This window comes from Acidiphilium sp. AL (assembly GCF_025499445.1).
In the GTDB taxonomy this organism is placed as follows: Bacteria; Pseudomonadota; Alphaproteobacteria; order Acetobacterales; family Acetobacteraceae; genus Acidiphilium; species Acidiphilium iwatense.
This window is the reverse complement of the sequence record NZ_JAIMBZ010000057.1, coordinates 1-13496: the sequence shown is the minus strand read 5'-3', so window position 1 is coordinate 13496 and position 13496 is coordinate 1. Positions and strand designations below refer to the sequence as shown.

Annotated in this window: 9 protein-coding genes; 7 read left to right on the top strand and 2 right to left on the bottom strand. The window is 63.8% G+C overall.

Annotation, left to right across the window (positions count from 1 at the left end):
* The 3 genes from AiwAL_RS18315 to AiwAL_RS18305 form a co-directional block, all read left to right on the top strand.
* The coding region (locus AiwAL_RS18315) for a hypothetical protein (RefSeq protein WP_316044804.1) at nucleotides 1-314 on the top strand (314 nt) is incomplete at its 5' end.
* Nucleotides 315-678: 364 nt separating this feature from the next.
* Entirely contained in the window at nucleotides 679-1149 is a 471-nt protein-coding gene (locus AiwAL_RS18310) for a hypothetical protein (RefSeq protein ID WP_262313277.1), read from the top strand.
* Entirely contained in the window at nucleotides 1146-2666 is a 1521-nt protein-coding gene (locus AiwAL_RS18305) for a DUF3363 domain-containing protein (protein WP_262313276.1), read from the top strand. Before AiwAL_RS18310 ends, AiwAL_RS18305 begins: the two co-directional genes overlap by 4 nt.
* Nucleotides 2667-3107: 441 nt before the next feature.
* Here AiwAL_RS18305 and AiwAL_RS18300 read toward each other — a convergent pair whose 3' ends face one another.
* Together AiwAL_RS18300 and AiwAL_RS18295 are read right to left on the bottom strand one after the other, a co-directional pair.
* A complete protein-coding gene (locus AiwAL_RS18300; protein WP_262313275.1) occupies nucleotides 3108-3293 on the bottom strand; it encodes a hypothetical protein in 186 nt (61 codons plus the stop codon).
* A 333-nt stretch (nucleotides 3294-3626) separates the two neighbouring features.
* Nucleotides 3627-5624, bottom strand: a complete 1998-nt coding sequence (locus AiwAL_RS18295) for a tetratricopeptide repeat-containing sulfotransferase family protein (protein WP_262313274.1) — start codon at nucleotides 5622-5624, stop codon at nucleotides 3627-3629.
* A gap of 288 nt (nucleotides 5625-5912) precedes the next feature.
* Between AiwAL_RS18295 and AiwAL_RS18290 the strand changes: the two genes are divergently transcribed.
* The 4 genes from AiwAL_RS18290 to AiwAL_RS18275 all read left to right on the top strand — a co-directional run bounded on the left by AiwAL_RS18290 (nucleotide 5913) and on the right by AiwAL_RS18275 (nucleotide 13121).
* Nucleotides 5913-8924, top strand: a complete 3012-nt coding sequence (locus tag AiwAL_RS18290) for a Hint domain-containing protein (protein ID WP_262313273.1) — start codon at nucleotides 5913-5915, stop codon at nucleotides 8922-8924.
* 209 nt (nucleotides 8925-9133) lie between these two features.
* Nucleotides 9134-9829, top strand: coding sequence for a hypothetical protein (locus tag AiwAL_RS18285; protein ID WP_262313272.1), 696 nt, complete (start codon nucleotides 9134-9136; stop codon nucleotides 9827-9829).
* Nucleotides 9813-10493, top strand: a complete 681-nt coding sequence (locus AiwAL_RS18280) for an RNA polymerase sigma factor (protein WP_262313271.1) — start codon at nucleotides 9813-9815, stop codon at nucleotides 10491-10493. Before AiwAL_RS18285 ends, AiwAL_RS18280 begins: the two co-directional genes overlap by 17 nt.
* A gap of 6 nt (nucleotides 10494-10499) precedes the next feature.
* Nucleotides 10500-13121, top strand: coding sequence for a tetratricopeptide repeat protein (locus AiwAL_RS18275; RefSeq protein ID WP_262313270.1), 2622 nt, complete (start codon nucleotides 10500-10502; stop codon nucleotides 13119-13121).
* Nucleotides 13122-13496: the final 375 nt, after the last annotated feature.

Genomic DNA, 13496 nt, shown 5'->3' with positions numbered 1-13496 from the left:
CAGCACTGCTCCACGACCTGGCGCACGAATTCGGATGTGAAGGAATCGTCGCCACGGCGGCACGGATTATCGATGCGGAACGGGCGGATTTTCACTGGGACGGGCGCATCGCGGAGCAAAATATCGGTGGTTTCGAGAACTTTGATGGTAACGAACAGACGTTCGAGCGCGTCGCAATCTTGGGCTATTTCCAAGGCCGTTATTACACGGCGATCTGCATTGTGGATGACGCGCGGCGCGTTCGCTGGATGACCGACTTGCGCATTTTTGACGGCTTCGAAACGGCGGAAGGCGCCTTCCTAGCAGGGGTGTAACGCGCCCTTTTTCGGTCCGGAAGCGGTGGTCCGAAACACCGCGTCCAGCCGTCGGCCGGTTGCACGTCATCGGCGGGTGCCCCAACCGAAATGACCAGGCAAGGACGACTGGGTGTAGAGGGGCGCAGGTAGGGTCGGGTGTTGATAAAAATCGCGTTAGGGCAAGATTAAAAGGCTGTCTCCATGAGCCATCTATGTCTTTGTCTGCACATCTTATTTTGTAGAGATAGTGGTAGAGCCTGTGGAGATTCAATTTTGTAAGTCATTGATTCACGGGATGCCGGTGGAGACTCATTGCGGCGGACGGATAATTATCGCTTTCTGTTTTCCGGACTTCTCCAAACCTGTTGCGTGAGACGTGACGATGACGCGCGACGACGACTTCGAACCGAAGCTTGGCAGAATACGCTCGCAGGGCAGCAAACGCGGACGCAAATATCTGCACCGGGTGCTGCGCGTGGTCGCGCTTGCCGGAGGCCGGCCGCGCGGTGGTTCGTCGACGCGCCATAGCACCTTCCATGGCAGCCAGATCGGACGCGGCGCCAGCATCGGGCGTGTGCTGGCATCGCGCGACCGCTACGCCGCGTTCCGCAGCCGCCGCGCCGTCGTGAAATCCCGCATCGTCAAGCTCGCCGGCAATGGCGTCAAAGCTGCGCTGGCGCATCTGCGCTATATTCAGCGTGACGGTGTCACTCGCGAGGGTGAGTCGGGCCGATTGTATGACGCCCAGCAGGATCGTGCCGGCGGCAAGGCATTCATTCATCGTGCCGACGGCGACCGGCACCAGTTCCGATTCATCGTTTCGGCCGAGGATGGTGACGAGTACGAGATTTGAAACCGCTGACCCGCCGGTTGATGGCGCAGATGGAGGAAGACCTCGGCACCAGGCTCGACTGGGTTGCGGTCGATCACTACAATACCGGCCATCCCCACACCCACATCATCCTGCGCGGCAAGGACGATATTGGCCGCGATCTGATCATCGCCCGCGAATACATCACCCAGGGGCTGCGCGAGCGGGTGGCGGAACTCGTCAGTCTCGACCAAGGGCCACGCACCGATCTGGAAATCGAGAATCACCTGCGCCGCGCGCTCGAGCAGGAGCGCCTGACCAGCATCGATCGCGGGCTGCTACGTGATGCGGACGAGGATGGTATGGTGCGGGCGACCGGACGAGATGCGTTTCAGCAGAGCTTGCGGGCGGGCCGGTTGCAGAAACTCAAGCACCTCGGACTGGCAGACGAAATCGCCCCCGGCCAATGGCAGCTTGCCGAAGAGCTGGAGGATACCCTCCGTCGCATGGGTGAACGCGGTGACATCGTCAAAGCGATGCACCGCGATCTGACCGAGAAGGGTGTTGCGCGCGCCGCTTCGGATTACGTCATCTATGACCCGTCCGATCCGGAGACGCGGCCGATTACCGGCCGCCTCGTCCGCCGGGGCCTCGCCGACGAGATCGACGACCGCCATTACCTGATCGTCGATGCGGTGGATGGCCGAACCCATTACGTCGAGATCGGCAGGGGCGAGGCGACCGATCCGATACCGGAAGGCGGCATCGTCACCGTCACGCCGAAGGGCGCCGAGCCGCGTGCGGTGGATCGCACCATCGCGGAAATCGCGGCGGCGAATGGCGGGCGCTATGATGTCGATATCCATCTGCGGCACGATCCGACCGCCAGCGCCGACTTCACCGAGACCCATGTGCGTCGGCTGGAGGCGATGCGGCGGCTGGCCGGCACGGTGGAACGCGAGCCGGACGGCACCTGGATCATCGCGCCGGATCATCTGGAACGGGCGACGGCTTACGAGCGCCGGCAGGTGAAGGATGCGCCGGTCGTGGTACAGACATTGTCCGCCTTTTCGCTCGACCGGCAGCTCGGCGCGGACGGTGCCACCTGGCTCGACCGGGAATTGGTCGCGGAGGCACCCATGCCGCTGCGCGACGGTGGCTTTGGTCGTGAGGTGCGCGACGTGCTGGCCCGACGCCGGCAATGGCTTGTCGAGCAGGAGCTTGCCCGCGAGGATCAGAACCGAACCATCTACCGCGCCAACATGCTGGGCATTCTACGGCGCCGGGAGTTGACCCGCGTTGCCGGCCAGCTTTCGGGTGAGCTGGGCCTCGATTATACCGAAGCCCGGTCCGGGGAACGGGTTGAGGGGATTTACCGGCGGTGCCTCGATCTAGCCAGTGGCCGCTTCGCCGTGATCGAGAAGAGCCGCGAGTTCACGCTGGTGCCTTGGCGGCCGGTGCTGGAACGCAGCCTCGGCAAGCAGGTCTCCGGTATCGTCCGGGGTGAGACGATTTCCTGGACGCTCGGGCGACAACGGAGCGGGCCGTCGATTTCGTAGGGGCAGTCGCCTGTAAAAACGCGCGCATATATATTTCGGGAACCAGCTAAAGCTTGGCCGAATTATGACCTGAAGCGGCAGCACCCCACCGGGTTGGGTGGTTTGGTCGGATGGAAAGCCGCAGCCTTGCCCTGTTCGAGGGACGGCGGTACCTGCTGCAAAAATGCAGATACTGGATGGACAGCTTTCCGGCATTGCGTACTGGCCCCTTTTGGCCGGAAGCAGATGGCAGATTTGAAGCGAATGACGAAGAGACGCGGACCTTCGACGATTGTCGTGGTAGCTCCGGAAGTGTGCCCGGCAGGGGCGAAGACGAAGCAACAAATAGGAAGCTGCTTTTCAAGAGGCAGCTTCAGCAGGTTATCTTGAGCCGAAATGGCCGGGGCGGATGGCATCCGATCCGGGTCCTGCAGGTGCGCTATGAGGTCGCGGAGTCCAAAGCTATCGCGTCGTCGATGGCGGCCTCTTGTTCGCGCGCGCCAGATCATAGGCGTGGTGCAGAATGTCTTCGCGATAGGTCTTGTCGTAGAGCAAGTAGAAGCGGAAGGCCGATTCCGCCTTCGCCTTGAGATACAGCTTCCTCTGAAGATTCCGGATCTTATCAGGTGTTTGCAGGATCATCGCCAATTGGTATTCCTCATCTCCGCCAAAAGCACACCAGAAGTCGGGATCCTTTCCCCCACCGGAGTTACCCGGCTTCAGCGGTCATACGACCCCGTCCGACTCCCGCGCGATCCGACGCCCTGCAGCGCCGCTGAGGCCGCTACCCTCGACCGCCACGGGTCTCCCCCAAAATTTACCGGCCCACCTTTCCAACATGCCGTGCCCACTACCCCGATGAACCGGAGCAGGTGCATCTGTCGGTTCGCAGCCTGCCTGGAATGAACTGTCTCGGGTGTACTGGACGACGCCAGTATCGGTCAGGCCGATTTTCCGACGCTTCGCCAGCTTGTATCTGGTTCAAAACAAACTGGCACGGTCAAGTTCCTCGATTAATGGTCCAAGAAATTCAGCGTAATCGCGGTACCGGCCGATACCGCGGGCATTGATCGGTTCACGGACCTGAGCGGCGCTGGCCGTGCGGACGCGGCGAGTCTGACGATAAAAATGTTCACAGGCAGGGTCGAACGGCAAAGCAAGAAAATCGAGCACTCGGTCGAGTGTGCCCGAGAAATCGCGGATCCAGTCGACGAGGTCGAGTTCGAGCAAATTTGGCTCAAGTACGATCCGCCAATGCGCCATTAACCGTTCGTGTTCAGCGATCGCAAAGCCAAGATCGCCGAGATCGTGGGCATACGGGTGGTAGCCAAAAAAACGCAGTTGATAGATCGACAGGCCGATATCGCGCGGGTCTCGGCGGCAGTGGATGATCTTCGCTGCGGGCAGCAGCGTTGCAATGAAGCCGAGATACGCGGCATTGCCGGGCAATTTATCGATGACGTATGTCTCGTTCGACTTAAGCGCGTATAGACCCTCAAGAAATTTGGTGGCTTCGCGGGAGAGAGTGTCCACATCGAGGCTGGCCAGCCGTTCCACGCTTGCGGCGGTTCCAGTGGAGCCGGCGAGGGCGGCCACCAGCCTGTGCAGGGCGCTTCGCTCGCCAGCGCCGTATACCTGGGGATGAGCCGCCAAAATCTGCTCGGCGAGTGTCGTACCTGAGCGGGGCATACCCACGATAAATACAGGTGCCGGATCGGCATTGTCCGCACGGAGCCCGGCGATCCGGTTTGCGCTGTAGGCCGCGATTGATGCGTCGGTGAAGGCGCGGACGGATTCGCGATCGTAGGGCTGGAAACGCGCGAGAATATGATGGCCGTTTGTCCAGTGCGCGAAGGCTTTCCGCTTGTCTCCCCGAACATGGTGGAAACGTGCCAGATCGAAATACGCGATGATCCGATGTTCGGGAATGGACATGTTTTCCAGGGCTGCGATCTCTTCCATTCGGATCGCGAGGATTTCGGCCACATCACGGTCACCATCGTGCAGGGCCAGCGCGATCCGGCGCCAGAGTAACAGCAGTTCGGAATCATCGAAGGCGCCGACGATACCATCGAGTTCCGCCCGCGCGTCATCCCATCTGCCCAGTCCAATGAATGCGGCGGCCCTGTGAGCTCGCCAATGGTGGCCCGCGCGACCGGGTGGCGGTTGGTCGTTCAGCAGGCTCAGAACCTCGGCGGAACATCCCTCGAAAAGTAGGGCGTTGGCGAGGTTCAGGCGGGCCGGGATGCAATCTGGGTCGTGCCCGACGACGTTGCGAAGCCGTGTCAACGCCTCGTCGGTTTCGCCACCAAGCAGCATCAGTGCCGCGAGGTTCGACGCAGCCGAAGAATTGCCAGGATTGGCGGCGATCGCTCTATGAAATGCCTGCCCGGCGGCATAAACATCGCCTAACCGATACAGGCAGACGCCCCGATTCAACCAAGCATCCGAAAACTCGGGCTTGAGTTCGATGGCCCGATCGAAGCTCTGCTGGGCGGCCGGCAACGTGCCGGCCGCCAGATTGGTGAGGCCCAGCGTGTAATGAGCCTCCGGCATTTCCGGTGCCACGGCTACAGCACGCCTCGCACAGCTACGTGCCGCGGCTATCCGATCAAGCACGATGAGCGCGGCCGCCAGATTGATCCAGGAAGCCGGCTCTTGCGGCGCCATTTGTGCGGCGCGCCGGAGGACTGCGGCGGCTCGTGCCGGTTGCCCCGCCTGAAGCAATCCGACGCCGTGATGGAGGTGGGCAAGTGGCTCCTGCCAGGAGAGTCGGCGCGCTCGGGCGAGAAAAGCGAGCGCCCGGTCGGGTTTCCCCGATTTTGCCAGTGCGAGACCATAGAGCCTCAACGTGTTGGCATCGTCGGAATCTTCTTCGAGGAGGGCGCGGAAGCGGCGCTCTGCCTCGGCATAATGTCCCGCCGAAAAGGCATCGATCGCAGCATCAAACGCCTCCTGGGCATGTGCCGTGCGGCTCATTCTTCAACTTATAACGAAATCGTGAAACGGATCATGTGAAAAGTCATCACGAATTCCGTTCTTCATCATGGAGCAAGTCTTTCGTCGATAGGTGCGTCCGCCGGCGAGTGATCCATCTACCCAAGCGGGCGCCATCTTGAGATCTGACTTCTCCGCATTTTATAACGATACTTGCGCGGGAGGGAGCGTGGATCAAGTCATCGACGAAAGGGGGCACGCCGGGAATCGTACCGTCCACGCTCCGACCATGCGTCCGTCAACCCGACGGCTTGCCCGGTGGCCGCGGCCATGACGACAACATTCTCCGTTTCCTCGCAGACCGCGCTTAACGCGGATATCAAGACGATCGACCAGAGCACCGGGGGTAATTTTGAAATTGTCCTGTCCGGCAACATTACCGAGAGTGGCACTGCATCGCCCGCGGGGCTTTACGCGATCACGCTGGGAAGTGGATCGTCGCTGACGATCGATGGAGGTGGCTTCGTCCTGAATGGCGGTGGCAGTGCCGGCGGCATCGCCGTTCTGGGCGGCAAGGTGACGATCGAGAATCTGACCATCGAGGACGCGATCGCGCAGGGTGGCAGCGCGTCCGGCGATGGCGGTGGCGGGGCAGGTCTGGGTGGCGGCCTGTTCGTCGGGAGTGCCGCGACGGTGACGCTGGATAATGTCTCGTTCAGCAACGACAAAGCTGTTGGTGGTGCCGGCGGTCCGGGCGGTTCCGGCGGCGCCGGCGGCCATTCAAGCCTGATTTTTCCGAAACTTGGGTCTACAGGCCTGAAGGGCACCGCCGGATCGGTGGCGGCTCCGGTTACCTTCGGTCCCGGCAACATGGGAGGCAAGGGGCATCCCGGCGGGGCTGGTGGTTTTGGCCAAAAAGGGGGGGGGGGTGGGGGTGGCGGTTCGGGCGGTGATGGAACCTTGCCAAACACCAACAGTACCTCATCGCCCTATGCCGGTCCCGGCTATCCGGGCGGCCAGGGCGGCACCGGGGCCAGCGGCGGCCCGGGCGGCATCGGCGGTGTCGGCGGCGATGGCGGTTCCGGTGGCGATGGCGGCAAAGGGTCGACCGGCGGCCAAGGGAATATCGGCGGGTTCGGCGGCTCGGGAGGTGTCGGAGGAAACGGCGCTTTCGGCGGCTACGGCGCGGGCGGCGGTGCTGGTGGCGATGGCGGCAAGGGTGGTGACGGCGGCGCTGGTGGGGGAGGCGGGGGGATTCGTACCCCCCCGGTCGCGGGTGGTATTGGCGGTGAGGGAGGGCGCGGTGGAAACGGGGTAAACGGTGCATTTGGCGGCTTTGCCGGCGGCGGCGGCGGCGGCGGCAACGGCGGGGCGGGTGGTAATGGTGGTGCCGGCGGCGGCGGCGGAATTGGGAAAGGTGGATATGATCCTTTACCCGTGGGTATTAGCGGCTGCCCGACCCTGCCCGTTGGCGGCAATGGAAATGTCGGCGGCATAGGCGGTGCCGGGGGGACAGGAGGAAATGGAGGAGTTGGCGCGGCTGGCGGCTTCGGTGGCGGTGGCGGCGGCGGCGGCATCGGTGGACAGGCAGGTGCCGGCGGCAAAGGCGGGCATGGCGGTTTGGGTGGAATGTACATTGACGGAGAATGTCTTGGTCCTGTAGGAGCTCCGGGCGCTGACGGCTCATCGGGTTCTCCCGGCGCGCAAGGCAATAGCGGCGCCGGTGCGAATGGCGGTTTCGGAGCCGGCGCCGGCGCTTCGGGTGCCCAGGGCGGCGGTGGTGGCGGCGGTCTTGGCGCGGGCGGCGATATTTTCATCGCCTCCGGCGGCCATATCATCCTTGAAGGAGGGCTGATCTCGGGCGGCAGCGCGACCGGCGGCGCTGCCGGTGCCGGCGCGAAAAAGGGCGAAGGATTTGGAGGCGGCATCTTCACGCAAGGCAGCGGCAATGCCGTCCAGCTAGCGCCCCTGGCCGGCCAGACCCTGACGATCAGCGATCCCATCGCCGATCAGACCGGATCGGGCGGCGCGGGAACCTTGGGCGGTGCATCCGGTCTCGATATCGGCGGTTCCGGGACCACCCGTCTCGATACCGCCAACAGCTTTGCCGGCGGCATCACGATCCAGTCCGGCACGCTCGATCTCGCAGTCGCGGGCGCGGCCGGTTCCGGGCCGATCTCCTTCGCCAACACCGCCGATCCGACGCTGGAGTTCACCACGGCCACCGTGCCGACCAATCCGATCGAAGGTTTCCAAACCGGAGATTTCATTCAGATCGATAATTTTACCTATTCCAGTGAGATTTTCTCAAATGGCTATCTGACGCTTTCCGGTGCGGATGGCACGATCACGCTGGATCTGCCGGGCGCGATCGCGAGCGATTTCCAGTTTTCGTCGAGCAGTGGAAATGCCGTGATCGGCACCAGCCAGGCCCCCTGCTTTGCCGCCGGCACGCGGCTTCTGACGATGCGCGGCGAGGTGCCGGTCGAGGCGTTGCGGGAGGGCGATGCGGTCATCCTGAATGGCGGCGGAACGGCGCCGATCAAATGGATCGGCCGGCGGCATCTCGCCCTTGCCCGCCATCCGAAGCCGGAGATGGTTCTGCCCGTGCTGATCGAGGCCGGCGCGCTGGCGGAGGGTGTGCCCTGCCGTGATCTCCATGTCTCACCCGACCACGCGCTGTATCTCGACAACCATCTGATCCCGGCCAAGGCACTGATCAACGGATTTTCGATCCGCCAGGTCAGGCGCCGCGCGGTCACCTATTACCATGTCGAACTCGAAGCCCACGCGGTTCTCCATGCCGAAGCCGCACCCTGCGAAAGTTACTTGGAGACCGGCAATCGCGGCGCCTTCGAAAACGGCGGCCCGGCGACGATCCTGCATCCCGATTTCGCGCAGACCTTACGCGAGCAGCAGGGTTGCGCTCCCTTCGCCGAAGCCGGCTCCGTGGTCGAGGCCGTGCGCGCCCGCATTCTAGCCCGCGCCGGCATCCAGACCACCGACGATCCGGCGCTCGTGATCCGCTACCAATCCGATGGCGCGGCGATCATCGAAAGCCGCAGCGCGATCCCCGGTCATCTGACGCCTGATCCGCGTGACCGGCGCCGGCTCGGCGTCAAGATCGCCGCCCTGACCCGCGCCGATGGCTCGATGATCCCGTTCGACCATCCGGCGCTCAGCCAGGGCTGGCATGATCCCGAACCCGACGGAAGATGGACCAATGGCTGCGCGATCATCCCCGCCGCGCTGTGCGCCGGCCAGAAGATCAGCGCCGGCATCGTCGCAACCCTCGCCTATCCCATCGAACAGCCCCGCCCCAGCCAAGTGGCGGCAGGATAACACTTTCCCTCCTTTGCCACGCGGGGAACAACCATGTCAGGCAGCACGATTAAATTTGGGATCTTTTCCATTCGGTGCGTTGAAGTCAGGCATCTTCAGGTGTCTTTACCCACCAAAACGGGTGATGCGGTCGCCATGGCAATTCTCCCGGCGCTCCGCATTTCTCGTGCGTCGTCATGAGGAACCCGTGATATGGAGCGGAACGATCGATGGCTGAGACGGCCGGTGCGCCCAAAGTGGGCGCGGGAGGCGGCATGCACGCACCAACGGAGCGGCGGCGTACCTGGCGGGATGTATTACGCGCGGTGTTGGAGGCGCGCGTGACAAGCCTGAGCGATGATTTTGTCGCAAGCCGTAACGCAGCGATCCGGGTGCGTTTTCGGGAAATTGACGAGGAATTGCGCGCCGCGAGCCAGCGCCGCGACGCCGCACTCGCGCAGCTGCCACCGGCTCGGCGTGCGGGGTGGTCGACCGCCGTGCTTGCGGTCGTCGCGGTGGTGCTCGGCGCGCAGCGCCGGGGGTCGGCGATTCTGCCCGAGGAGGCAGCGCTGCCCTTCCCCATCGCCGAGGGTGGAGGTTGGCTGCGACCGGTGCTCGCGCCGGTGACCCGGGCGGCGGCCAGTTCGGTGCGCGCGGAATCGCCCGAAGGCCGGATCAGTCTGATCCTCGATGACGCCGGTCCGCTTCCCCGCATTATTCTTACTCTGCGGCCGTTGACGCCTGAAACGCCGCTTCCGGTGTTGCTGGCGATCCCTGCGGATGTGGCACTCGCTTCCGTGGAGATCGATCCGGAGCTGGTCGCCGATGCGGCGGGGTTGCGGCTGCGCTACGAGGCGGTGCTGCCGTCAGGCATGTATGATCTCGTGCTCGGCAACCCGCGCGAGGTCGATGATGGCAACGGGTGACGCGGTCGATGACCGGACCGCGGGTGACACGAGCGCGTCGCTCGCCCTTCGCCTGACCCGGCTGCACCGGACGCATTATGCAGCGATGGTACGGAGTTGGACGGCGCGCTGCGGCAGCCGGGAGGATGCCGAGGATTTGGTTCAGGATGCCTTCGCCAAGGTTTATCGGCGCTATCGCGGCGGCGTGATGCCGACCGGGTTCGACGACGATGCGGTCCTGCTGCGGGTTCTCCATGTCACCACCCGCAACCTGCTGATCGATGGATATCGCCGTGCCAGTGCGCTGCGGCGGCACGGCGAACAAGCCGGTTTCGAGGCGGAAATCAGACCGCCGCACAGCGTGCCGATCGGGCTTGCGGCACTGGCGCCGATCGGCTGGGACCATCCTGTCGAGGACGAGATCGCGGTCCGGGAATTGCTGGACCGGCTGCTCGACCAGCTCGATCCACATTGGGCGCGAGTGCTCGCCTTGTTGTGCGACGATTTCTCGCCCGCTGAGATCGGCTCGGCGATGGACGGGCGCAACGGCCATGTGCTGGTGCGGCGCGCGCGCGAGCATATCTGCCGCCTGCTCGCCGGTCTCGCGGCAGCGGGCGATCGGGCGGCGGCCTGGATGGGGTTACGCTTCTGCGGATGGCCGGCCGCACCGGCCGCGCCCAAGTGACCAGCGATGGATGAGGACGCCGGCCGTGCCGATTCGCTGGGCCGCGACGGTGAGGTAGCGCTGGATCGAGGAAACTACGCGGAAGCAAAAGTTCTATTTGACGCCGCGCTCACCGTTCGACGCCGACTTGCCGGCGACCAAGCCCTGTCGGTCGCCGATTTGCTCAACCTGCTCGGCCGGATCGGCGTCGAGACGGGGGATTTTCCGGCCGCCATGGCCTGCTTCGAGGAGTCTTTGGCGCTGCGGCGGCGTTCGCTCGGCAACAATCATCTCGATGTCGCCGCGAGTTTCAATAATCTCGGCATTCTGTACAAGGAGGCGGGCGATTACACCGCCGCCCGCAAACACCACGAGAACGCTCTGGCGATCCGGCGAGTCAGGCTCGGTCCCGATGATAAGCTGATCGGCCTCAGCCTCGCCAATCTCGGCAACGTCGCCCGCGCGAGCGGCGACTATGCCAAAGCCGTCGCGCACCAGCGCGATGCCATCGCGATCTGGCGGCGCGGTCTCGGGCCGGACCATCCGTATATCGCCGCCGGCCTGACCAATCTAGGCAACGTGCTGATCGAGATCGGGGATTTCGAAGCGGCGCGTGATTGCCATGAGCAAGCGCTCGACATCCGCCGTGCCTCGTTCGATCCCGATCATCCGAACATTGCCAACAGCCTGCACAATCTCGGCAACGCCCTGACCGGGCTGGGCGATTATACGGCGGCAGCTGCCAGCCATGCGGAGGCTCTCGCGATCTGGCGCCGCGCGCTCGGCGACGACAATCCTGATGTCGCGGCGGCGCTGGAAAGCCTCGGCAGCATCGAATCCGCACGCGGCGATCATGTCACGGCGGCCGCGCGCCTCGCCGAGTCATTCTCGATCCGACGACGGGTTCTTGGCGACAATCATCCCGATACCGGCTTGTCCCTCTATCTACTGGCACGATCAGCGCAAGCCACCGGCGATCTCGAAGCGGCCCGCGTGGCGCTGCGCGACGCGGCGCGGATCGCCAGCCTGCCGGACGGCATAACTCTGCGTCACCAGGTCTGGCAGGGTTTCGCCGAGATCGAGGCGGCTTCTGGCAATACCGGGGCAGCGATTTTTTTCGGCAAACAGGCGGTGAATGTGATCCAAGGCCAGCGCGGCCGGCTGGATGGGCTGGAGCGCGCCCTGCAGCGACGCTACGCCGAGACCAACGCCCGTATCTATCGCCATCTCGCCGATCTGCTGGTGCGGGAGAGCCGCCTCGCCGAAGCCGAATGCGTGCTCGCCATGCTCAAGGAAGAGGAGTTGTTTGAACTTCTGCGACGCGATGTGGCCGACGATCCTCGCCTGACCTTCCTGCAACTGACCGCGCTGGAAGCACGCTGGCAGCGCCACGGCGACACGGTGATTGCCTCCTTGGCCCGCTGCGCGGCGACCGGTGCGCAGGACGAGGATGCGGCCGTGGCGCGAGCCGAACTGGAAGCCGCGGTGCAGGCGTTCGATCGCTGGATCGACGGGCTGCGTGCGGCCTTCGCCACCCGCGACGAGGCGGACGCGCGCGATGTCCGCTCTCTCAATCTCGCGACGCGTCAGGAGATCCAGACTATCCTCGCCGTGCGCGGCGACGATATTGCCCTGGTGCATTACCTCGCCAGCGAGAACCGCCTGATCATCCTGGTGACGACGCCGGATTACCAGGTCAGCCGAGAGGTCGCGGTGGCACGGCATCATCTCAACCGGCTGGTGCATGAATTCCGCTTCGCGATCGAGCAAACCACCGAGGATGTCGACCGGATCGCCATCGCCCTGCACGGCATGCTGGTCGCGCCGATCGCAGACCTGATCGCCGAGACCGGCATTGCGACCCTCCTGCTCGCACCAGCCGGCGCGTTGCGCTATCTGCCATTTGCCGCCCTGCATGACGGCACGGCGTTTCTGATCGAACGCGTCGCGATCGCGATGGACACCGCCGCCGCCCGCGATCGCGTTGCCGCCGCGCCGCGCGTGCACTGGCGCGTGGCCGGCTTCGGTGTTACGCGGGACGTGGCGGGCTATCGCCAACTCGGCACCGTGACCGACGAGTTGCGGCGAATCATCCAAGACATAGACTGTCCGGGCGCGCAACCGGGGATTTTCCCTGGCCGGATCCATCTCGACGCCGAATTCACCCGTGATCGGCTGGTGGATGCGCTGCGGGATCATACGATGATCCATATCGCAAGCCATTTTCGTTTTGATCCGGTAAGTGAGCGCGGATCGCATCTTCTGCTTGGCGATGGCGATACATTGACACTGGAGGATCTGCGCGATCCGGAGTTCCGTTTCGAGACACTGGCATTGATCGCGCTATCCGCCTGCGAGACCGCGATGGGCGGTGGCCCCGCGAGCGCGCACGAGGGCGGTGCGGAGATCGAAGGGTTCGGCGCGCTGGTCCGCCGGCGCGGCGCCGGCGCGGTGCTCGCCAGTCTGTGGCCGGTGGCCGATGACAGCACGCCGGCGCTGATGGAAGTCTTTTATCGGGGCATCCGCGCCGGGCTGGGTTTTGCCGAGGCGCTACGGGCAGCGCAACGCACACTGATTGGCAGTAATGATCCAACCTTGCGCCACCCGCAGCACTGGGCGGCCTTCATTCTGATCGGCGACGGACAATAGGAACACACGCATTCGTGATCTCCGCGAACTCGATATGAGTGAATGGCAGTGTCAGTTCCGCGCCGCCAATCCGGCTTTCCCACCAGGATTGGCACGAGGAGGCTTCAACAGATGAGTATCACGAAATCTTGGGTTGTTTTGACGATTCCATGAGGTGTGGAGCGGACAACATCATTTTTTTCCGTTTCGAACGATCTCGATATGACTCACCGATCGGTAATTAAGGCGACATTTTGCTAGTACCCTCCGTCATTGATTTTGCGGCGGACCTTCGATTCGATGACTCCGCAACGACGGAGATGGTTCGTGACCGCGAAACAAAGTGCCGTAAAGAAGTATGTGGTGAAGCTCAGCCTCGAAGAGCGCGAGCGGCTC

What these genes read in the sequence shown, in the direction of transcription:
- AiwAL_RS18310 (WP_262313277.1), top strand. Translation starts at nt 679, where the DNA reads ATGACGCGCGACGACGACTTCGAACCGAAGCTTGGCAGAATACGCTCG.
- AiwAL_RS18295 (WP_262313274.1), bottom strand. Translation starts at nt 5,624, where the DNA reads ATGAGCCGCACGGCACATGCCCAGGAGGCGTTTGATGCTGCGATCGAT.
- AiwAL_RS18290 (WP_262313273.1), top strand. Translation starts at nt 5,913, where the DNA reads ATGACGACAACATTCTCCGTTTCCTCGCAGACCGCGCTTAACGCGGAT.
- AiwAL_RS18285 (WP_262313272.1), top strand. Translation starts at nt 9,134, where the DNA reads ATGGCTGAGACGGCCGGTGCGCCCAAAGTGGGCGCGGGAGGCGGCATG.
- AiwAL_RS18280 (WP_262313271.1), top strand. Translation starts at nt 9,813, where the DNA reads ATGATGGCAACGGGTGACGCGGTCGATGACCGGACCGCGGGTGACACG.
- AiwAL_RS18275 (WP_262313270.1), top strand. Translation starts at nt 10,500, where the DNA reads ATGGATGAGGACGCCGGCCGTGCCGATTCGCTGGGCCGCGACGGTGAG.